At 58.4% G+C, this 21,326-nt stretch carries 20 protein-coding genes; 15 read left to right on the forward strand and 5 right to left on the reverse strand.

Annotated features, from left to right (window positions below):
- Positions 1 to 511 precede the first annotated feature (511 nt).
- From ACWKWM_RS27655 to nuoN, 13 genes are all read left to right on the forward strand, one after another.
- Entirely contained in the window at positions 512 to 925 is a 414-nt protein-coding gene (locus tag ACWKWM_RS27655; RefSeq protein WP_268796984.1) for an NADH-quinone oxidoreductase subunit A, read from the forward strand.
- A gap of 10 nt (positions 926 to 935) precedes the next feature.
- Complete coding sequence (locus ACWKWM_RS27660; protein ID WP_003174719.1) at positions 936 to 1,610, forward strand: NuoB/complex I 20 kDa subunit family protein; 675 nt, start codon at positions 936 to 938, stop codon at positions 1,608 to 1,610.
- Positions 1,611 to 1,683: 73 nt separating this feature from the next.
- Positions 1,684 to 3,465 (forward strand): NADH-quinone oxidoreductase subunit C/D, encoded by a 1,782-nt coding sequence (nuoC, locus tag ACWKWM_RS27665; RefSeq protein ID WP_483849154.1) that lies wholly within the window; start codon positions 1,684 to 1,686, stop codon positions 3,463 to 3,465.
- An 8-nt stretch (positions 3,466 to 3,473) separates the two neighbouring features.
- Entirely contained in the window at positions 3,474 to 3,971 is a 498-nt protein-coding gene (gene nuoE / locus ACWKWM_RS27670) for an NADH-quinone oxidoreductase subunit NuoE (protein ID WP_483838719.1), read from the forward strand.
- Entirely contained in the window at positions 3,968 to 5,326 is a 1,359-nt protein-coding gene (gene nuoF, locus ACWKWM_RS27675) for an NADH-quinone oxidoreductase subunit NuoF (RefSeq protein WP_483838718.1), read from the forward strand. The genes nuoE and nuoF overlap by 4 nt, the downstream gene beginning before the upstream one ends.
- A gap of 137 nt (positions 5,327 to 5,463) precedes the next feature.
- Positions 5,464 to 8,181 (forward strand): NADH-quinone oxidoreductase subunit NuoG, encoded by a 2,718-nt coding sequence (gene nuoG / locus ACWKWM_RS27680; RefSeq protein WP_483849155.1) that lies wholly within the window; start codon positions 5,464 to 5,466, stop codon positions 8,179 to 8,181.
- A complete protein-coding gene (nuoH, locus tag ACWKWM_RS27685; RefSeq protein ID WP_483849156.1) occupies positions 8,178 to 9,185 on the forward strand; it encodes an NADH-quinone oxidoreductase subunit NuoH in 1,008 nt (335 codons plus the stop codon). Before nuoG ends, nuoH begins: the two co-directional genes overlap by 4 nt.
- A gap of 11 nt (positions 9,186 to 9,196) precedes the next feature.
- Entirely contained in the window at positions 9,197 to 9,745 is a 549-nt protein-coding gene (gene nuoI, locus ACWKWM_RS27690) for an NADH-quinone oxidoreductase subunit NuoI (RefSeq protein ID WP_268796992.1), read from the forward strand.
- Positions 9,746 to 9,754: 9 nt separating this feature from the next.
- Positions 9,755 to 10,252: an NADH-quinone oxidoreductase subunit J gene (gene nuoJ / locus ACWKWM_RS27695; RefSeq protein WP_483838715.1), complete on the forward strand. Its 498-nt coding sequence runs from the start codon at positions 9,755 to 9,757 to the stop codon at positions 10,250 to 10,252.
- A 4-nt stretch (positions 10,253 to 10,256) separates the two neighbouring features.
- Complete coding sequence (gene nuoK, locus ACWKWM_RS27700; RefSeq protein ID WP_268796994.1) at positions 10,257 to 10,565, forward strand: NADH-quinone oxidoreductase subunit NuoK; 309 nt, start codon at positions 10,257 to 10,259, stop codon at positions 10,563 to 10,565.
- On the forward strand, positions 10,562 to 12,409 hold the full coding sequence (gene nuoL / locus ACWKWM_RS27705) for an NADH-quinone oxidoreductase subunit L (protein ID WP_483849157.1): 1,848 nt from the start codon (positions 10,562 to 10,564) through the stop codon (positions 12,407 to 12,409). The genes nuoK and nuoL overlap by 4 nt, the downstream gene beginning before the upstream one ends.
- Before the next feature lie 52 nt (positions 12,410 to 12,461).
- Positions 12,462 to 13,994, forward strand: coding sequence for an NADH-quinone oxidoreductase subunit M (gene nuoM / locus ACWKWM_RS27710; protein WP_483849158.1), 1,533 nt, complete (start codon positions 12,462 to 12,464; stop codon positions 13,992 to 13,994).
- Between the two features lie 7 nt (positions 13,995 to 14,001).
- Positions 14,002 to 15,459 carry an NADH-quinone oxidoreductase subunit NuoN gene (gene nuoN / locus ACWKWM_RS27715; protein WP_483838712.1) on the forward strand — a complete coding sequence of 486 codons (1,458 nt, stop codon included), beginning with the start codon at positions 14,002 to 14,004 and terminating at the stop codon, positions 15,457 to 15,459.
- Positions 15,460 to 15,625: 166 nt separating this feature from the next.
- Here the strand turns inward: nuoN and ACWKWM_RS27720 are convergent, their stop codons facing one another.
- The 5 genes from ACWKWM_RS27720 to ACWKWM_RS27740 all read right to left on the reverse strand — a co-directional run bounded on the left by ACWKWM_RS27720 (position 15,626) and on the right by ACWKWM_RS27740 (position 19,420).
- Complete coding sequence (locus tag ACWKWM_RS27720; RefSeq protein WP_483849159.1) at positions 15,626 to 16,690, reverse strand: AI-2E family transporter; 1,065 nt, start codon at positions 16,688 to 16,690, stop codon at positions 15,626 to 15,628.
- 116 nt (positions 16,691 to 16,806) lie between these two features.
- Entirely contained in the window at positions 16,807 to 18,132 is a 1,326-nt protein-coding gene (locus ACWKWM_RS27725; protein ID WP_483849160.1) for a sensor histidine kinase, read from the reverse strand.
- Positions 18,129 to 18,797 carry a response regulator transcription factor gene (locus ACWKWM_RS27730; RefSeq protein ID WP_483849161.1) on the reverse strand — a complete coding sequence of 223 codons (669 nt, stop codon included), beginning with the start codon at positions 18,795 to 18,797 and terminating at the stop codon, positions 18,129 to 18,131. The genes ACWKWM_RS27725 and ACWKWM_RS27730 overlap by 4 nt, the downstream gene beginning before the upstream one ends.
- Positions 18,798 to 19,112, reverse strand: a complete 315-nt coding sequence (locus ACWKWM_RS27735; protein ID WP_483849162.1) for a PepSY domain-containing protein — start codon at positions 19,110 to 19,112, stop codon at positions 18,798 to 18,800.
- The gene (locus tag ACWKWM_RS27740; protein WP_483849163.1) at positions 19,112 to 19,420 is read right to left on the reverse strand and encodes a PepSY domain-containing protein; all 309 of its coding nucleotides are present in this window, start codon (positions 19,418 to 19,420) and stop codon (positions 19,112 to 19,114) included. The genes ACWKWM_RS27735 and ACWKWM_RS27740 overlap by 1 nt, the downstream gene beginning before the upstream one ends.
- Positions 19,421 to 19,582: 162 nt before the next feature.
- On the opposite strand from ACWKWM_RS27740, the gene ACWKWM_RS27745 reads away from it, so the two are divergent.
- Positions 19,583 to 20,665 (forward strand): patatin-like phospholipase family protein, encoded by a 1,083-nt coding sequence (locus tag ACWKWM_RS27745; protein WP_483849164.1) that lies wholly within the window; start codon positions 19,583 to 19,585, stop codon positions 20,663 to 20,665.
- 104 nt (positions 20,666 to 20,769) lie between these two features.
- A complete protein-coding gene (queD, locus tag ACWKWM_RS27750) occupies positions 20,770 to 21,126 on the forward strand; it encodes a 6-carboxytetrahydropterin synthase QueD (protein ID WP_483849165.1) in 357 nt (118 codons plus the stop codon).
- The last annotated feature ends 200 nt before the right edge of the window (positions 21,127 to 21,326 follow it).

Consider the following 21,326-nt stretch of genomic DNA (forward strand, 5'->3'; position numbering starts at 1 on the left):
GTAGCAGTGTTAAAAAAGGGTTGGCAGTGGGGGCGAGTCCATACATAGGAGCTGACGAGCAACGCGAGGCTGCGATTGCGGTGTATCAGACAGACCGCGATCGCAGCCTCGCTCGGACTCGTCAGCTCCTACACAGGACAGGCAACGATTAATTAACGACCGCAATTATCCAAGCTATGGTTAGCGCTTGACCCATAACTTTGTTGAAGAGGGCCTGCATAAACAACCTGCCATCGCTTAAATGATATTTATTATCATTTAAGCTGTCGTTTTCTTGTTGCCGTTTGTGTGAAACATAATTAACAGAAACAGTCGTAATGCCCACAGCCCATGGCTCTAAGCACTAAAAGCGTGACCTATCTCATTAATCCTACGAATAAATTTGATGCAGAAAATTTACTTGCCTACGGTTTGCACATAAAATCCCGGAATTGGTTCACTGCGACATATCGTCACTGCCTAATCTTTTTTCAAGCACAGAGACCTTTGCTCTCTGATAAGGACTGCCAGCATGCCCGAATCGACAGGTTTGATTGCCCACAACTGGGGCTTCGCCATTTTCCTTTTGGGTGTCGTCGGCCTTTGCGCCTTCATGCTCGGCCTCTCAAGCCTCTTGGGTTCAAAAGCCTGGGGGCGCAGCAAAAACGAACCTTTCGAATCCGGCATGCTGCCTACTGGCGGCGCCCGCCTGCGTCTCTCCGCAAAATTCTATCTGGTCGCGATGCTCTTCGTGATCTTCGATATCGAAGCCCTCTTTCTCTTTGCCTGGTCTGTGTCTGTTCGCGAAAGCGGCTGGACCGGATTCGCCGAAGCTCTCGTTTTCATAGCAATTCTGTTGGCAGGTCTTGTCTACCTATGGCGTGTGGGGGCTCTTGACTGGGCGCCTGAAGGACGTCGTAACCGGCAAGCGAAGCTAAAACAATGAGGCTTTGGCAATGCAATACAATCTCACCAGGATCGACCCGGATGCTCCTAACGAGCAATACCCCATCGGCGAACGGGAAACCGTTTCCGATCCGTTAGAAGACCAAGTCCACAAAAACATTTACATGGGCAAGCTCGAAGACGTGCTGAGCGGTGCGGTCAACTGGGGACGTAAAAATTCCCTGTGGCCCTACAACTTTGGCCTTTCGTGCTGCTACGTGGAAATGACCACCGCCTTCACGGCGCCCCACGACATCGCACGCTTTGGCGCCGAGGTTATCCGGGCATCGCCGCGTCAGGCGGATTTCATGGTTATCGCCGGTACCTGCTTCATCAAGATGGCGCCGATCATTCAGCGTCTCTACGAGCAAATGCTCGAGCCTAAATGGGTGATCTCCATGGGTTCGTGCGCCAACTCCGGTGGCATGTACGACATCTATTCAGTGGTCCAGGGTGTGGACAAATTCCTCCCCGTGGATGTCTACGTGCCCGGCTGCCCGCCCCGCCCCGAAGCGTTTCTGCAAGGCTTGATGCTGTTGCAGGAATCCATCGGCAAGGAACGTCGCCCTCTTTCCTGGGTTGTCGGCGATCAAGGCGTCTATCGCGCCGAGATGCCGTCGCAAAAGGAACAGCGCCGCGAACAGCGAATCGCAGTCACCAATCTGCGCAGCCCCGACGAAGTCTGATCCAGATCTGTTCCTTACAAAGAAACGAGTCCCTGGCTTCATTCGTTACGTTGACCCAAAGCGATAAAAAACCATGACTACAGGCAGTGCTCTGTACATCCCGCCTTACAAGGCTGACGACCAAGACGTCGTCGTAGAATTGCATAACCGTTTTGGCGCCGAGGCGTTTACCGCCCAAGACACTCGCACTGGCATGCCGGTGCTGTGGGTCGAGCGCGCCAAGCTGTTCGAAATCATGACGTTCCTGCGCAACGTGCCCAAGCCGTACTCGATGCTGTACGACCTGCACGGCGTCGACGAGCGTCTGCGCACCAAGCGTCGTGGTCTGCCAGGTGCCGACTTCACGGTGTTCTACCACCTGCTGTCAGTGGAGCGGAACAGCGACGTGATGATCAAAGTGGCGCTGTCCGAGGGCGACCTCAGCGTGCCGACCATCACTAGCATCTGGCCCAACGCCAACTGGTACGAGCGTGAAGTGTGGGACATGTTCGGCATCGATTTCGCCGGCCACCCACACCTGAGCCGCATCATGATGCCGCCGACCTGGGAAGGTCACCCGTTGCGCAAGGACTACCCTGCCCGCGCCACGGAATTCGATCCGTACAGCCTGACGCTTGCCAAACAGCAACTGGAAGAAGAAGCCGCGCGCTTCCGTCCGGAAGACTGGGGCATGAAGCGTTCCGGCACCAACGAGGACTACATGTTCCTCAACCTGGGCCCGAACCACCCTTCGGCTCACGGTGCATTCCGGATCGTGCTGCAACTGGACGGTGAAGAGATCGTCGACTGCGTGCCAGACGTCGGTTACCACCACCGTGGCGCCGAGAAGATGGCAGAGCGCCAATCCTGGCACAGCTTCATTCCGTACACCGACCGGATCGATTACCTGGGCGGGGTGATGAACAACCTGCCCTACGTGCTCGCGGTAGAGAAGCTGGCCGGCATCAAAGTGCCGGACAAGGTCGACACCATCCGCATCATGATGGCCGAGTTTTTCCGGATCACCAGCCACCTGCTGTTCCTGGGGACGTACATCCAGGACGTCGGCGCCATGACGCCGGTGTTCTTCACCTTCACCGACCGGCAAAAGGCCTACACGGTGATCGAAGCCATCACCGGTTTCCGTCTGCACCCGGCCTGGTACCGCATCGGCGGCGTCGCACACGATTTGCCGCGCGGTTGGGAAAAACTGGTCAAGGACTTCGTCGAGTGGCTGCCAAAACGTCTGGACGAATACCAGAAGGCTGCGCTGGATAACAGCATTCTGAAAGGCCGGACCATCGGCGTCGCGGCCTATAACACCAAGGAAGCGCTGGAATGGGGCGTCACTGGCGCCGGCCTGCGTTCCACCGGTTGCGATTTCGACCTGCGCAAAGCGCGTCCGTATTCGGGCTACGAGAACTTCGAGTTCGAAGTGCCGCTGGCCGTCAATGGCGATGCTTATGACCGTTGCATCGTGCGCGTCGAAGAGATGCGTCAGAGCATCAAGATCATCGACCAGTGCATGCGCAACATGCCAGAGGGCCCGTACAAAGCGGATCACCCGCTGACCACGCCGCCGCCAAAAGAGCGCACCTTGCAGCACATCGAGACCCTGATCACGCACTTCCTGCAGGTTTCGTGGGGCCCGGTGATGCCGGCTCAGGAATCCTTCCAGATGATCGAAGCGACCAAGGGCATCAACAGTTATTACCTGACGAGCGACGGCGGCACCATGAGCTACCGTACCCGGATCCGCACCCCAAGCTTCCCGCATCTGCAACAGATCCCTTCGGTGATCAAAGGCAGCATGGTCGCGGACTTGATTGCGTACCTGGGTAGTATCGACTTCGTTATGGCTGACGTGGACCGCTAAGCATGAGCATGAATAGCACGCTTATCCAGACAGATCGTTTCGCCTTGAGCGAAACCGAGCGCTCGGCCATCGAGCACGAAATGCACCACTACGAAGACCCGCGCGCGGCGTCGATCGAAGCCCTGAAGATCGTTCAGAAAGAACGCGGCTGGGTTCCGGATGGCGCGATCTACGCCATCGGCGACGTGCTCGGCATCCCGGCCAGCGACGTTGAAGGCGTGGCGACGTTCTACAGCCAGATCTTCCGTCAGCCGGTGGGCCGCCACATCATTCGCGTGTGCAACAGCATGGTCTGCTTTATCGCCGGTCACGAAGACATCGTCGGCGAAATCCAGAGCAAGCTGGGCATCGGCCTTGGGCAAACCACCGCCGACGGCCGCTTCACCCTGCTGCCTGCCTGCTGCCTGGGCAATTGCGACAAGGCGCCAGCGGTCATGATCGACGACGATACTTTCGGCAATCTACAGCCAGCTGGCGTCGCCACCTTGCTGGAGGGTTACGTATGACCATCACTTCCTTCGGCCCGGCCAACCTGATCAAGCGCGCCCCGGAAACCCATCCGCTGACCTGGCGTCTGCGTGATGATGGCGAACCGGTGTGGTTCGACGAATACCAGACCAAAGACGGCTACGCAGCGGCGCGCAAAGCGTTCGCCACGCAGTCGCCTGATGAAATCGTTCAGGCCGTCAAAGACTCAGGTCTCAAAGGCCGCGGCGGCGCGGGCTTCCCTACTGGCGTTAAGTGGGGGCTGATGCCCAAAGACGAATCCATGAACATCCGTTACCTGCTGTGTAACGCCGATGAAATGGAGCCCAACACTTGGAAAGACCGCATGCTGATGGAGCAACTGCCCCATTTGCTGATCGAAGGCATGCTCATCAGTGCCCGCGCGCTGAAAGCCTATCGCGGTTACATCTTTCTGCGTGGCGAATACACCACGGCGGCGGTGCATTTGCGTCGCGCGGTGAAAGAAGCCGAAGCGGCTGGCCTGCTGGGCAAGAACATCCTCGGCACCGGTTTTGATTTCGAGCTGATCGTGCACACCGGCGCCGGGCGTTATATCTGCGGCGAAGAAACCGCACTGATCAACTCGCTCGAAGGCCGTCGCGCCAACCCGCGCTCCAAGCCGCCCTTCCCCGCCGCTGTTGGCGTGTGGGGCAAGCCGACGTGCGTGAACAACGTCGAAACCCTGTGCAACGTCCCGGCCATCGTCAATAACGGCAACGATTGGTACAAGTCGCTGGCCCGTGAAGGCAGCGAAGACCACGGCACCAAGCTGATGGGCTTCTCCGGCAAAGTGAAGAACCCTGGCCTGTGGGAGCTGCCATTCGGCCTGCCCGCTCGAGAGCTGTTCGAAGACTACGCCGGTGGCATGCGCGACGGTTACAAGCTCAAGTGCTGGCAGCCAGGCGGCGCCGGTACCGGTTTCCTGCTGCCTGAACATCTGGACTGCCTGTTCTATGCCGGCGGCGTCGCCAAAGTCGGCACCCGGATGGGTACCGGTCTGGCGATGGCGGTGGACGACAAGGTCAACATGGTCTCCCTGCTGCGCAACATGGAAGAGTTCTTCTCGCAAGAGTCGTGCGGTTTCTGCACCCCTTGCCGCGACGGCTTGCCATGGAGCGTGAAGATGCTGCGCGCTCTCGAAAATGGCCAGGGTCAAGCGGGCGATATCGAGACGCTGCTGGGGTTGGTCAACTTCCTCGGCCCTGGCAAAACCTTTTGCGCCCACGCACCGGGCGCAGTGGAACCTCTGGGCAGCGCGATCAAGTACTTCAGGCCGGAATTTGAGGCAGGCATCGCACCCACACGTGCTGGCGATCTCAATCAGGTCGTGACGCCGACGGTGGTTGGCGCATAACAAGACAGACCGGTCGGCGGCTCACAAGGCTGCCGTCCTTAATACCCGACTGCGCCGAAAAGGCTGTTTGAGTCGGGTAGCACCGAGATTCCATTAGCCACGCCCGCTGACACCGGGCCAACGAAGACCTTTGAACCATGGCCACTATCCACGTAGACGGCAAAGCGCTCGAAGTCGATGGCGCAGACAACCTGTTACAGGCGTGTCTGTCGCTGGGCCTCGACATCCCTTATTTCTGCTGGCACCCGGCACTTGGCAGCGTTGGCGCCTGTCGCCAGTGCGCGGTCAAGCAGTACACCGACGAGAACGACACCCGTGGTCGCATCGTCATGTCCTGCATGACCCCTGCCACCGACGGCAGCTGGATCTCCATCGAAGACGAAGAAGCGAAAGTATTTCGCGCCAGCGTCGTCGAATGGCTGATGACCAACCACCCGCACGACTGCCCGGTCTGCGAAGAAGGCGGTCACTGCCACCTGCAAGACATGACGGTGATGACCGGCCACAACGAGCGGCGTTATCGTTTCACCAAGCGCACGCATCAGAACCAGGACCTCGGCCCGTTCATTTCCCACGAAATGAACCGCTGCATCGCCTGCTACCGCTGCGTACGTTTCTATAAAGACTACGCCGGCGGCACCGACCTGGGCGTGTTCGGCGCCCACGACAACGTGTACTTCGGTCGCGTTGAAGACGGCGTGCTCGAAAGCGAGTTCTCCGGCAACCTCACCGAGGTCTGCCCGACCGGTGTGTTCACCGACAAGACGCATTCGGAGCGCTACAACCGCAAATGGGACATGCAGTTCTCGCCGAGCATCTGCCACGGCTGTTCCAGCGGTTGCAACATCAGCCCCGGTGAGCGTTATGGCGAAATCCGCCGTATCGAAAACCGCTACAACGGTTCTGTGAACCAGTACTTCCTGTGTGACCGCGGCCGTTTCGGTTATGGCTACGTCAACCGCGAAGACCGTCCGCGTCAGCCAATGCTGGCCGACGGCAACGTCAAGCTGAGCCTCGACGCTGCGCTGGACAAGGCCGCCGAGCTGCTGCGCGGTCGCAACATCGTTGGTATTGGCTCGCCCCGCGCCAGCCTTGAAAGCAACTTCGCCCTGCGAGAACTGGTCGGTGCCGAGCACTTCTATTCGGGTATCGAGGCCGGTGAGCTTGAACGTATTCGTTTGATCGCCAAGGTCCTGAAAGACAGCCCGCTGCCGATCCCGACCCTGCGCGAAGTCGAAGAACACGACGCCGTATTCGTGCTCGGTGAAGACGTCACGCAAACCGCTGCGCGCATTGCCCTGGGCTTACGTCAGTCGGTGAAGAACAAAGCCGAAGACATGGCCGCTGCGATGAAAGTCCAGCCTTGGCTCGACGCTGCCGTGAAGAACATCGGTCAGCACGAACTGAACCCGCTGTTCATCGCCAGCCTGGCTGAAACCCGTCTCGATGACGTCGCCGAAGAGTGCGTTCACGCAGCTCCGGACGATCTGGCGCGCATTGGTTTTGCCGTGGCTCACGCCATCGACCCAAGCGCACCGGCCGTGGTCGGTCTGGATGGCGAAGCCCTGGAACTGGCGCAGCGCATCGCCACTGCCCTGCTCGAAGCCAAACGTCCGCTGATCATCTCCGGCAGCTCGCTGGGTTCCAACGCGCTGATCGAAGCCGCCGCCAACATTGCGAAAGCCCTGAAGCTGCGCGACAAACAAGGCTCGCTCAGTCTGATCGTGCCGGAAGCCAACAGCATGGGCCTGGCCCTGTTTGGTGGCGACTCGCTGGATGACGCGCTGCAAGCGGTGATCTCGGGCAAGGCCGATGCTCTCGTCGTGCTGGAAAACGATCTGTTCACCCGCGTCGATGCCGCTACGGTCGAGGCTGCACTGAACACTGCGAAAGTGGTGATCGTTGCTGACCATCAAAAAACCGCGACGTCGGATCGTGCGGATCTGGTATTGCCAGCGGCAAGCTTTGCCGAAGGCGATGGGACGCTGGTCAGCCAGGAAGGTCGCGCTCAGCGCTTCTTCCAGGTTTACGACCCAACGTATCTGGACGCCAGCATCCAGATTCACGAAGGCTGGCGCTGGCTGCATGCCTTGCGCGCCACCCTGCTGAATCAACCAGTGGACTGGACTCAGCTCGACCACGTGACCGCTGCCGTTGCCAAAAGCAACACGCAACTGGCGGGCATCGTCGGCGCTGCACCTTCTGCCGCGTTCCGTATCAAGGGCCTGAAACTGGCTCGCGAACCGCTGCGTTACAGCGGCCGGACCGCCATGCGCGCCAACATTAGCGTGCACGAACCGCGCACCAGCCAAGACGTTGACTCAGCGTTCTCGTTCTCGATGGAAGGCTATTCGGGTTCGGTCGAACCACGCCAGCAAGTGCCGTTCGCCTGGTCTCCGGGCTGGAACTCGCCACAAGCGTGGAACAAGTTCCAGGACGAAGTCGGTGGTCACTTGCGTGCTGGCGATCCGGGCGTACGCCTGATCGAAAGCAGCGGCGACAACCTGAGCTGGTTCGCCAATGTGCCGCGCGCTTTTGCACCGGCTCAAGGCACCTGGCAGGTTGTGCCGTTCTTTCACCTGTTCGGCAGCGAGGAAAACTCCTCTAAAGCCGCACCGGTTCAGGAACGCATCCCGCAAGCCTACGTCGCGCTGGCCAAGTCCGAAGCGGACCGCCTGGGCGTCAACGAGGGAGCCCTGCTCAGCCTGAACGTTGCAGGTCAGACCTTGCGTCTGCCGCTGCGCATCGATGAAGAGCTGGGCGCAGGTCTGGTGGCATTGCCTTCCGGACTGCCGGGCATTCCGCCGGCCTTGTTTGGCAAAACCGTGGACGGTCTGCAGGAGGCAGCGCAATGACGTGGTTCACCCCTGAAGTGATCGACTCGATCATTGCGGCCCTCAAGGCCATTGTGATCCTGCTGGCCGTGGTGGTTTGCGGCGCTTTCCTCAGCTTCGTCGAGCGTCGTTTGCTGGGCTGGTGGCAGGATCGTTACGGTCCCAACCGCGTCGGCCCGTTCGGCCTGTTCCAGATTGCCGCCGACATGCTGAAGATGTTTTTCAAGGAAGACTGGAATCCACCCTTTGTCGACAAGGTGATCTTCACCCTGGCGCCGGTGGTTGCCATGAGCGCGCTGCTGATCTCGTTCTCGATTATCCCGGTCACTCAGACCTGGGTCGTCGCGGACCTGAACATCGGCTTGCTGTTCTTCTTCGCCATGGCCGGTCTGTCGGTGTACGCGGTGCTGTTCGCCGGTTGGTCGAGCAACAACAAGTACGCCCTGCTGGGCAGCCTGCGGGCCTCAGCGCAAACCGTGTCCTATGAAGTGTTCATGGGCCTGTCGCTGATGGGCATCGTGGTTCAGGCAGGTTCCTTCAACATGGGCGACATCGTTGCCTATCAGGCGAACAACCTGTGGTTCATCATTCCGCAGTTCTTCGGTTTTTGTACCTTCTTCATCGCAGGCGTGGCCGTGACTCACCGTCACCCCTTCGACCAGCCGGAAGCGGAACAGGAACTGGCCGACGGTTACCACATTGAATATGCCGGCATGAAATGGGGCATGTTCTTCGTCGGTGAATACATCGGCATCATCCTGATCTCTGCGCTGTTGGTGACGCTGTTCTTCGGTGGCTGGCACGGTCCGTTCAACATCCTGCCGCAGCTCTCGTTCATGTGGTTTGTACTGAAAACCATGTTTTTCATCATGATCTTCATTTTGCTGCGGGCCTCGATTCCTCGCCCGCGCTATGACCAAGTGATGGATTTCAGCTGGAAATTCTGCCTGCCGCTGACCCTGATCAATCTGCTGGTGACCGCTGCGGTTGTGTTGTTAAACACACCAGCGGGCTCGGTTCAGTGAGGATTTGACCCATGTTCAAATATATTGGCGACATCATTAAGGGTACCGGTACCCAGTTGCGCAGCATGGTCATGATCTTTGGCCATGGCTTTCGCAAGCGCGACACCCTGCAATACCCGGAAGAGGCGGTTTACCTGCCGCCTCGCTACCGTGGCCGCATCGTCCTGACCCGCGACCCCGATGGCGAAGAGCGCTGCGTGGCTTGCAACCTGTGCGCCGTGGCGTGCCCAGTGGGTTGCATCTCGCTGCAGAAAGCTGAAACCGAAGACGGTCGCTGGTACCCGGACTTCTTCCGTATCAACTTCTCGCGCTGCATCTTTTGCGGTCTCTGCGAGGAAGCTTGCCCGACCACCGCGATCCAGCTGACACCGGATTTCGAGATGGCCGAGTTCAAACGTCAGGATCTGGTCTACGAGAAGGAAGATTTGCTGATCTCCGGCCCCGGCAAGAACCCTGATTACAACTTCTACCGCGTTGCGGGGATGGCGATCGCTGGCAAGCCTAAAGGCTCTGCGCAGAACGAAGCCCAACCGATCAACGTCAAGAGCTTGCTGCCTTAAGGAAGAAAGATGGAATTCGCTTTCTATTTCGCATCCGGCATCGCGGTTGTGGCCACCCTTCGGGTGATCACCAACACGAACCCGGTGCACGCCCTGCTCTACCTGATCATCTCGCTGATCGCCGTGGCCATGACCTTTTTCGCCCTCGGCGCGCCGTTCGCCGGTGTACTGGAAGTGATCGCCTACGCTGGCGCCATCATGGTGCTGTTCGTGTTCGTGGTGATGATGCTGAACCTGGGCCCCGCCTCGGTTCAGCAAGAACGCGCCTGGCTTAAACCCGGCATCTGGCTGGGTCCAATCCTGCTCTGCGGTCTGTTGCTGGCTGAACTGCTTTACGTTTTGTTCGCCAATCCGACTGGCGCCGGCATCGGCCACACCACGGTAGACGCCAAGGCAGTCGGTATCAGTCTGTTCGGCCCTTACCTGCTGGTGGTCGAACTGGCTTCGATGCTGCTGCTCGCTGCCGCCGTGACGGCGTTCCACCTCGGCCGCGAGGCGAAGGAGTAAAGCCATGAATGCAATCCCTCTCGAACACGGACTGGCCGTCGCCGGCATCCTGTTCTGCCTCGGCCTGGCGGGCCTGTTGGTACGCCGCAACATTCTTTTCGTGTTGATGAGCCTGGAAATAATGATGAACTCTGCCGCTCTGGCTTTCGTCGTGGCGGGTAGCCGCTGGGCGCAACCGGACGGCCAGATCATGTTCATTCTGGTGATCAGCCTTGCCGCCGCCGAAGCCAGTATTGGCTTGGCGATCCTGCTGCAGCTGTATCGCCGCTTCCACACGCTCGATATCGACGCTGCCAGCGAGATGCGCGGATGAACCTACTCTTTCTCACTTTCGTCTTTCCTCTGATCGGCTTCCTGCTGCTGTCGTTTTCACGCGGGAAAATCTCGGAAAACCTCGCGGCCCTGATTGGCGTGGGCTCCATTGGCCTCTCAGCCATCGTCGCCGCCTACATCATCTGGCAATTCAACGTGGCACCGCCTGCGGGTGGTCACTACACCCAAGTGCTGTGGCAGTGGATGTCGGTTGACGGTTTCGCACCTAACTTCGCGCTTTATCTGGACGGTCTGTCCGTCACGATGCTGGGCGTAGTGGTCGGCGTGGGTTTTCTGATCCACCTGTTCGCGTCCTGGTACATGCGCGGTGAAGAGGGCTATTCGCGCTTCTTTGCGTACACCAACCTGTTCATCGCCAGCATGCTGTTCCTGATCCTGGGCGATAACCTGTTGTTCCTTTACTTCGGCTGGGAAGGCGTGGGCCTGTGCTCGTACCTGTTGATCGGTTTCTACTACAGCAACCGCAACAACGGTAACGCCGCACTCAAGGCCTTTATCGTCACCCGCATCGGCGACGTGTTCATGGCCATCGGCCTGTTCATCCTGTTCCAGCAACTGGGCACGCTGAACGTGCAAGAACTGCTGGTGCGGGCGCCTGAGCACTTCAAGGTTGGCGACTTCTGGATTGTGCTGGCGACGCTGATGCTGCTGGGCGGCGCTGTCGGTAAATCCGCGCAACTGCCGCTGCAAACCTGGCTGGCAGATGCGATGGCCGGCCCGACACCGGTTTCGGCACTGATCCACGCGGCAACGATGGTAACGGCCGGTGTTTACCTGATCGCCCGTACCCACGGTTTGTTTGCCTTGGCGCCGGACATCCTGCACCTGGTCGGCATCGTTGGCGGTGTGACTTTGGTGCTGGCAGGTTTCGCCGCGCTGGTGCAGACCGACATCAAACGTGTCCTCGCCTATTCGACCATGAGCCAGATCGGCTACATGTTCCTGGCGCTAGGCGTTGGCGCATGGGAAGGCGCGATCTTCCACCTGATGACCCACGCTTTCTTCAAGGCGCTGTTGTTCCTGGCGTCCGGTGCGGTGATCGTGGCCTGCCACCACGAGCAGAACATCTTCAAAATGGGCGGCCTGTGGAAAAAGCTGCCACTGGCGTACGCCAGCTTCATCGTCGGCGGCGCAGCATTGTCTGCCCTGCCGTTGCTGACCGCAGGCTTCTACTCCAAAGACGAAATCCTCTGGGAAGCCTTCGCCAGCGGGCACGACTATCTGCTTTATGCGGGTCTGGTCGGTGCGTTCATGACGTCGTTGTACACCTTCCGCCTGATCTTCATCGCCTTCCACGGCGAAGCGAAAACCGAAGCCCACGCAGGTCACGGCATCGCTCACTGGCTGCCATTGAGCGTGCTGATCGTGCTGTCGACGTTCATCGGTGCATGGATTCATCCACCGTTGGCGGGCGTGTTGCCAGAAAGCGTCGGGCACGCGGGCGGCGAAGCCAAGCACAGTCTGGAAATTGCCTCGGGCGCCATCGCGCTGGCCGGGATTCTGCTGGCGGCCTTGCTGTTCCTCGGCAAGCGTCGTCTGGCCACTGCCATCGCCAACAGCGGTCCGGGTCGTTTCCTCTCGGCCTGGTGGTTCGCGGCATGGGGTTTCGACTGGGTCTACGACAAGCTTTTCGTCAAGCCGTATCTGGCGATCAGTCACATTCTGCGTGGCGACCCACTGGACCACACCATCGGTGTGATTCCTCGGCTGGTCAAAGGCGGTCATGTTCTGATGAGCCGCACCGAGACTGGACAACTGCGTTGGTACGCCGCTTCGATCGCCGCAGGTGCCGTTCTGGTACTGGGCGCGATTGTGCTGGTCTGAAGAGTCGATCTGACATGAACCTTGCGAATTTGCGAAAGGAAACGAGCCCGTCATGATTCTGCCTTGGCTAATCCTGATCCCCTTTATCGGCGGCCTGCTGTGCTGGCAAGGTGAGCGCTTCGGCCCTACCCTGCCGCGCTGGATTGCGCTGTTGACGATGTCCCTCGAAACGGCTTTGGGCCTTTGGGTGTGGAGTACTGGCACGTTCAGTTACGCCCCCATGCCCGGCGCCGATCCAACCTGGGCCCTTGAGTTCAAACACCTGTGGATCGAGCGCTTTGGCATCAGCGTTCACCTGGCGCTCGACGGCCTGTCGCTGCTGATGATCCTGCTGACCGGCCTGCTGGGCGTGTTGTCGGTGTTGTGCTCGTGGAAAGAGATCCAGCGTAACGTTGGCTTCTTCCACCTCAACCTGATGTGGATCCTGGGCGGCGTAGTTGGCGTGTTCCTCGCCATCGACCTGTTCATGTTCTTCTTCTTCTGGGAAATGATGCTGGTGCCGATGTATTTCCTCATCGCGCTCTGGGGTCACAGCTCGGCGGACGGTAAGAAAACCCGGATTTACGCCGCGACCAAGTTCTTCATCTTCACCCAGGCCAGCGGCCTGATCATGCTGGTGGCGATCCTGGGTCTGGTGCTGGTGAACTTCAACCAGACCGGCGTGATCACCTTCAGCTACGCCGAGTTGCTGAAAGCCAAGCTGTCCAACAGCACCGAGTACATCTTGATGCTGGGCTTCTTCATCGCCTTCGCGGTGAAGCTGCCGATCGTGCCGCTGCACTCCTGGCTGCCGGACGCTCACGCCCAGGCGCCAACGGCAGGTTCGGTCGATCTGGCCGGTATCCTGCTGAAAACCGCTGCTTACGGCCTGCTGCGTTTTGCCCTGCCGCTGTTCCCTAACGCGTCGGCCGAGTTTGCGCCGATCGCGATGACCCTCGGTTTGATCGGCATTTTCTACGGCGCCTTTCTGGCCTTCGCGCAGACCGACATCAAGCGACTGATCGCGTTCTCCAGCGTCTCGCACATGGGCTTCGTGCTCATCGGCATCTACTCCGGCAGCCAGCAAGCGCTGCAGGGCGTAGTGGTTCAGATGCTGGCTCACGGTCTGTCGGCTGCGGCGCTGTTTATCCTCAGCGGTCAGTTGTACGAGCGTCTGCACACTCGGGACATGCGTCAGATGGGTGGCTTGTGGAACAAGATTGCGTACCTGCCGGCCATCAGCCTGTTCTTCGCGGCCGCGTCTCTCGGTCTGCCGGGCACGGGCAACTTCGTCGGCGAGTTCCTGATTCTGCTGGGCTCGTTCGTTGCCACGCCATGGATCTCTTCAATTGCAACAACAGGTCTGGTGTTCGGTTCGGTCTACTCGCTGATCATGATCCACCGCGCCTATTTCGGCCCGTCCAAATCGGATGACGTCTTGAAGGGTATGGATGGACGGGAATTGACGATGGTGCTCGGTCTGGCGGTGTTGCTGGTGCTGCTCGGGGTTTACCCGCAGCCAGTGCTCGACACCTCGGCGGCGACCATGCATGGCGTGCAGCAATGGCTCAGCACCGCCTTCACTCAACTCGCTTCGGCCCGGTAAGAGCGCTATGGACCTGACGATTCAACACTTTATTGCGCTGGCGCCGCTGCTGATCACCAGTCTCACCATTGTTGTGGTGATGCTCGGGATCGCATGGCGTCGCAATCACTCTCAATCGTTCCTGCTGACAGTTGCAGGCCTCAACCTGGCGCTGCTGTCGATCTACCCGGCCCTCAAGGTCGCGCCGCTGGTGGTCACGCCGCTGCTGCAGATCGACGCGTTCGCTTGCTTGTACATGGCGATCATTCTGGTATCGACCCTGGCCTGCGTCACCCTGGCTCACGCCTATTTGGGTGAAGGCAAAGCGGGCTATCCGGGCAACCGCGAAGAGCTTTACCTGCTGATACTGATGGCCGCTGCCGGTGGGCTGGTTCTGGTGGCGGCGCAACATCTGGCCGGTTTGTTCATCGGTCTGGAGTTGCTGTCGGTGCCGGTCTACGGGCTGGTGGCGTATGCGTTCTTCAACAAGCGTTCGCTGGAAGGCGGCATCAAGTACATGGTGCTGTCGGCCGCAGGTTCTGCGTTTCTGCTGTTCGGTATGGCATTGCTCTACGCAGACGCGGGCACGCTGAGCTTCACCGGCATCGGCAAGGCCATTGAAGCCACCGGCATGCCAAGCACGCTGGCTTCGTTGGGCCTGGGCATGATGCTGGTGGGTCTGGGCTTCAAGCTGTCGCTGGTGCCGTTCCACTTGTGGACACCGGACGTGTACGAAGGCGCCCCTGCCCCCGTCGCGGCTTTCCTCGCCACGGCCAGTAAAGTGGCAGTGTTCGCAGTGATGGTGCGTCTGTTCCAGATCTCGCCGGCTGCCAGCAGCGGCGTGTTGACGGACGTGATGTCGGTGATTGCGGTGGCGTCGATTCTCGTCGGCAACCTGCTGGCGCTGACGCAGACCAACCTCAAGCGTCTGCTGGGTTATTCGTCCATCGCTCACTTCGGTTACCTGATGATCGCGATGGTGGCGAGCAAGGGTATGGCTGTCGAGGCGATCAGCGTTTACTTGGTGACCTACGTGCTGACCAGTCTGGGCGCGTTCGGCGTGATCACATTGATGTCCTCGCCTTACACCGGTCGCGATGCTGATGCGCTGTTCGAGTACCGCGGTCTGTTCTGGCGTCGTCCGTACCTGACGGCAGTGCTGACCGTGATGATGCTGTCGCTGGCGGGTATTCCGCTGACGGCAGGGTTCATCGGCAAGTTCTACATCATCGCGACCGGCGTTGAGTCGCACTTGTGGTGGCTGACCGGTTCGCTGGTGTTGGGTAGCGCGATTGGCGTTTTCTACTACTTGCGAGTGATGGTGACCTTGTACCTGCAGGACTCGAAGATCCAGCGCCACGATGCCCCGTTCAACTGGGCGCAACGTGCGGGCGGTGTGATGCTGCTGGGGATTTCGCTGCTGGCGTTCTTCCTCGGGGTTTATCCGCAACCGCTGCTGACGTTGGTGCAGCACGCCGGGTTGTGATGGATATCTGAGGTACAAAAAACCCTGCGCTTTAGCAGGGTTTTTTTATGGGTGTTCTGTGCAGGTTGCGCGATCCCCGTAGGAGCTGCCGAAGGCTGCGATGTGGCGTGTCTGGCGTACCGAGTGAGCTGCGATAAGGCCGAAACCCGGAAGCCAAACCAATACACTATCCCGGCAATCTCACCGTCTGTTTGGCACTGGTAAACAACCCCCACGTCGACATAAACAACGCAGCAATCATCGGCCCGATCACAAATCCATTCAGCCCAAACACCGCCATCCCGCCAAGGGTCGAAATCAGAATCAGGTAATCCGGCATCCGCGTGTCCTTGCCCACCAAAATCGGGCGCAGCACATTATCCACCAAACCAATCACGAACACGCCGAACAAACTGAGTACCACGCCCTGCCAGATCATCCCGCTGAGCAAGAAGTAAGCAGCCACCGGCGCCCAGACAATCCCAGCCCCTACTGCCGGCAGCAATGAGAGAAACGCCATCAGCACCGCCCAAAGCAGCGCGCTCGGTATATCGAGGATCCAGAAGATCAGACCGCCCAGTGCACCCTGCGTGATGGCAACCACCACGTTGCCCTTCACGGTCGCGCGCACAACGCGTGTGAATTTCAGTTGCAGCCGACGTTTCTGCGGCTCAGCCAGCGGGAAGGCAATCCGAATCTTACGCACCAGATCCTGACCATCGCGAAGAAAGAAAAACAGCAGATACAGCATGATGAAAAAGCTCACCACAAAATCAAAGGTTCCTTGGCCGAAGCTGAACGCCTGAGTCGCCAGATACTGACTCCCCTGCATTGCGCCTTTGGCGATCTTGTCGCGCAGGCCTTCGAAATCACCCATGCCCATGCGATCCAGCAAATGCTGCACTGGGGCTGGCAGCAAAACCTTGAACTCGGCAAGGTACTTGGCCACGTCGAGCTGGCCGCTTTCGACACTTTTATAAAGCGTGGCGCCCTCTTGAACCATCAGGGCGCTGATGATGATGACTGGCAAAATGGCGATCACTAGACAGATCATTAACGTACACAGGGAAGTGACGTTGCGCTTCCAGCCAAACTTGGCCAGCAGGCGGCGTTGCAGCGGTGCGAAGATGATCCCCAGGATCACTGCCCAGAATACTGCGCCGTAAAACGGCAGCATGATCCAGATGAACGCAATGGTGACCAACACCAACAGCAGCATCAGGGTTTTGTATTGAAGTGTGGTTTCGTTCATTTCTCGTCCGTGTCCATCGAGCCGCACTTTGCGCGCGTCCTGTTGGTTAGTCCGTCAAACGCAACAGGAGTGCCGCTGCGTCTGTTGATGGACTATCGCCAGAAGAGGTTTGGACGTCAGTCGGGCGTGTTTCGGTCTGGCAATAGGATACGAACCTGCAGTCCGCCAAGCGGGCTTTCCAGCAACTGCAGCACGCCGCCCCAGGATTCAACGATATCTTTGACGATCGCAAGGCCCAAGCCGTGCCCGTCAATCTGTTCATCAAGACGGTTGCCTCGGCCCAGGACTTCATCACGGCGCACTTCGGGAATGCCGGGACCGTCATCGTTGATCAGCAACAGATAGGATTGGTCCTGATGCCTGATGTCCAGACAGACCGTGCTGTCGGTCCATTTGCAGGCGTTATCCAGCAGGTTGCCGAGTAGCTCCAGCACATCCTCCCGATCCCATGGCAACGTCAGGCCGGGAGGCACTTCATTGATCAGATCAAGGTGTTCGCCATGGATCATGCGCAGGGTTGAAAACAGGCCGGGCAATTCGGTATCGCAATTGAAATGGCTGCCCGGCAACGCATCGCCGGACAACCGTGCTCGGTTCAGCTCACGCTCAAGACGATGCTGAATCTGCTGCAACTGTTCACGCAACGTCTGGCGAACGGGCGCAGGAACGTCATGCCGTTTGCCTTCAGCGATACTGATCAACACCGCCAGCGGCGTCTTCAACGCGTGTCCGAGATTTCCCAGGGCATTGCGTGACCGCTTGAGGCTGTCTTCGGTGTGAGCCAGCAAATGGTTGATCTGCGCCACCAGCGGCTCAAGTTCCAACGGCACCTGATTATCTAACTGGGAGCGCTGGCCTTGCTGCAGTTGCAGGATTTGCGCGCGCGCTTTGTCCAGTGGGCGCAACGCGCGGCGCACAGTGACCCGCTGCAACACCAGAATCAGGATGAGTGCTGCCAGTCCCAACCCCAGGCCGATCTGCTGGACGCGCTGAAAGCTGGCTTTGACCGGACTGTAATCCTGGGCGACGGTAATGGAAATCTGCTGGCCGAACTTGCGGTATTCCTTGTGCAGCAGCAGAAGAGACTGGTCACTTTTTTCGAGCTTGAGGTTGGCGTAGAGACCGTCTTGATCGGGTTGCGGCAGTTCCAGGTCCCACAGCGAGCGAGAGCGCCAGTGCCCACCCTCGAAATCGATCCGAAAATAATGCCCGGAATACGGGCGCTGATAACCGGGTGAAAGCCGGTGTTCATCGAGTTGCAGGCCATTGGGGCCTTTCACCAACGCGACCAGCAGCAATTCGCTGTCATTGCGCAAGCCGGATTCCAGATAACGCTGAAGCCCGACTTCGAATAACCACAGACTGGTCTGCGCGAGGACCAGGCCCACGATCAGCAGTACGCTGATCAGACCCAGACTGAGTCGCGCCTGTATCGACTTCAAACTAGCTGCCCGCCAAATCGATAGCCCTGACCTCGGCGGGTTTCGATGACGGTCTTGCCGAGCTTGCGACGCAGGTGATTGACGTGTACTTCGATCACATTGGAGTCGCGCTCATTTTCGCCGTCGTACAAGTGTTCGGAGAGATGGGTTTTTGAGAGGATTTGTTCGGGGTGCAGCATGAAATAGCGCAACAGGCGGAACTCGGCAGACGTCAGCTGTATTTCCAGGCCATCGCGGCTCACCGTTTGCCGACCTTCATCCAGATGCAGGCCTGCCGCTTGCAGCGTCGGTTGGTTAGCCAGTCCGTGGGAGCGTCGCAACAGCGCCTGAATTCGCAGTTGCAGCTCTTCCGGGTGGAACGGCTTGGTCAGGTAATCATCAGCCCCAACCTTCAGCCCTTCGATGCGCTCAGCCCAGGATCCGCGTGCGGTTAATACCAGCACTGGCGTCGATAGCCCTCCGGCACGCCATTGCTGCAACACTTCAAGTCCGGACAATCCTGGCAAACCCAAGTCAAGGACGATCAAATCGTAGGGCTCGCTCGCTCCCTGATGAACAGCATCACGTCCGTCTGCAAGCCAATCCACGGCATAGCCCTGTCGTCCAAGCGCGCTGATCAGTTCGTCCGCCAGTGGAACATGATCCTCAACCAATAAGAGGCGCATTCAGTCATCTTCCTTGTCATCGAGTAATCGCGTATCGCGGGCGTCGAATTTAAGCTCACGAACGACGCCGTCTTTCGTGAGCAATTCAATCTCGTAGATCAGCACGCCATGTTTTTCCTCGAGCTCAGCTTCAAGAAGCTTCGAGCCGGGATAGCGTCCCAGGGCCTGCTCAATGAATTGCTCCAGAGGCAGAATCACGCCCTGCTGACGCAGCGCCAGTGCCTCGTCTTGATTGAGATCCTTGGCGTGACTCAGCGTCGATAACGACAGCACGATCAGCCCAAGGCATTGCCAAGGACGCTTATTTACCCTCATTACGTGTCCTGATGGTCCTTGAGTACCTGGCCGGTAGCAGCGTCCAATTCGATATCCCACTCAACGCCTTTGGCATCGCGCAGTTCGACCTGATAAAGATGCTTGCCATACTGCTCTTCCAGTTCGGTTTCGGTGATCGTCGCGTTAGCGTGTTTGGCCAGCGCAATGGCGTTGAGTTTTTCGAAGGATTGGATAGTACCTGCATCGCGCAAGCGCAGGGCTTCATCCGGTCCCAAATCTTTGGCATGGACGATGCCGGCCGAGAGAGCGATGGCGCAAGTGGTGAGCAGAGCAGTCAAGGTTTTCATGGTGGAACTCCGTTTTGGTTATGGGGTTTACGGGGTCCAAGATAACCAGCTCAACTTAATTCAAACTGAATTCTCTGGCTACATGCCACCATTGGCATTTCGGTTGGCGTGACGTTCTGACAGTGGTACTCGATATATTTTGGCGGATTACATGAGGGGCTAATGAGCGCTATTCACATAAAGTCGAACGCCTTGAGAATCAGGGCCGGCAAACGTGCGATCGCCCGTATTCGGAAAAGCGGGTTGTTACCTGAGGACGTGGCAATCATTCCGGGAGCCGCCGGCGGACCCAAAGCACTTGGGATTCAGGGCCTGGATCTGGCGCTGTTTGGCGACTGGCTGCTTCGGGCACCTCGAGAGCGCTCGCTTATTGGCGCATCGATAGGCTCGTGGCGATTTGCAAGCGCGTGCTTGCCCGACCCCGTCCAAGGCATCAAACGACTTGGCGAGCTCTACAACGAACAGAGCTTCGCTAAAGGCGTGACCATGGCTGAAGTAAGCCGCAGCTGCATAAAAATGCTCGATGACCTTTTTCTGGGATGCGATGCCAGCGTGCTTGAGAATCCGCACTATCGACTGAACATCATGATCGTCAAAAGTCATGGTCTTCTAGCGGGCGACCACCGGGGCGGATTGGGGCTTGGGCTGTCGTCGGTGATCGCAAACAATCTTATTGGGCGTAGGCGTCTGTCCCGTCATTTTGAGCGACTGATCATGCATGATTCTCGCTTGCTCCCTCCTCTCGCACCGCTGACCGATTTCCCGTCGCGTTACTTGCCTCTGTCGATATCGAACTTGCGGCAAGCGTTGCTTGCGTCCGGCTCCATCCCGATGGTGATGGAAGGCGTCCTGGACATCCCGGGAGTGGGGCCAGGTACGTTCAGGGATGGTGGGTTGCTCGACTATCATCTGGATCTTCCGTACAGCGGCGACGACATCGTCCTTTATCCGCACTTCACGGACAAAATCGTTCCGGGCTGGTTTGATAAGGCGCTACCTTGGCGCCGGGGTGATCTTGGTCGACTTCAGGATGTGGTTCTGCTGTCGCCTTCGCCCGAATATCTGGCACGTCTGCCAGGAGGAAAACTGCCTGACCGCAGTGATTTCAAACGGTATCTGGGCAGGGATATCGAGCGTCAGGCGCATTGGCGTAAAGCCATGGCGGAAAGCGAGCGCTTGGGCGATGAATTTCTTGCGCTGACTGATAGCGGGCGTGTTGGGGAAAGGCTCTTGCCCTTGGTCTAACCGCTTAGTCAGGTTCCGGTTGCCCAATGAGTAAACCAATGCGGTAAACTCGCGCCCTGCCTTTATTGCCTTGGCGATCGCGCCATTTCAGGACCCAAGACACAGTGGAAATTTTCAAAGAGTTCACATTTGAATCTGCGCACCGCCTCCCTCACGTACCTGAGGGTCACAAATGCGGACGCTTACATGGACACTCGTTTCGAATCGCTATCTATCTGGAAGGCGAGCCTGACCCGCATACCGGCTGGATTCGAGACTTCTCGGAAATCAAGACGATCTTCAAACCACTCTATGAACGTCTTGATCATAACTACCTCAATGACATTCCTGGCCTGGAAAATCCAACCAGTGAAGTGTTGGTCAAGTGGATTTGGAAGGAGCTCAAGCCGCTTCTGCCGGAGCTGTCCGCCCTTCGAATTCATGAAACGTGCACCAGTGGCTGCATTTACCGCGGGGATTGATGCGGGGATGTCATACCGAAAACCACCTACGGGTGGTTTTTTATTATCTGCCGGTCGAGCGGTAGGATGAGTGTTTTGGAAATTTTCTTATGCCCAAAACAAAACCCCTCGCCGCGCAAGCGATGAGGGGTTTCGGAATTTAATCTTGACGATGACCTACTCTCACATGGGGAAACCCCACACTACCATCGGCGATGCAT

Source organism: Pseudomonas rosaeacicularis (assembly GCF_057128745.1).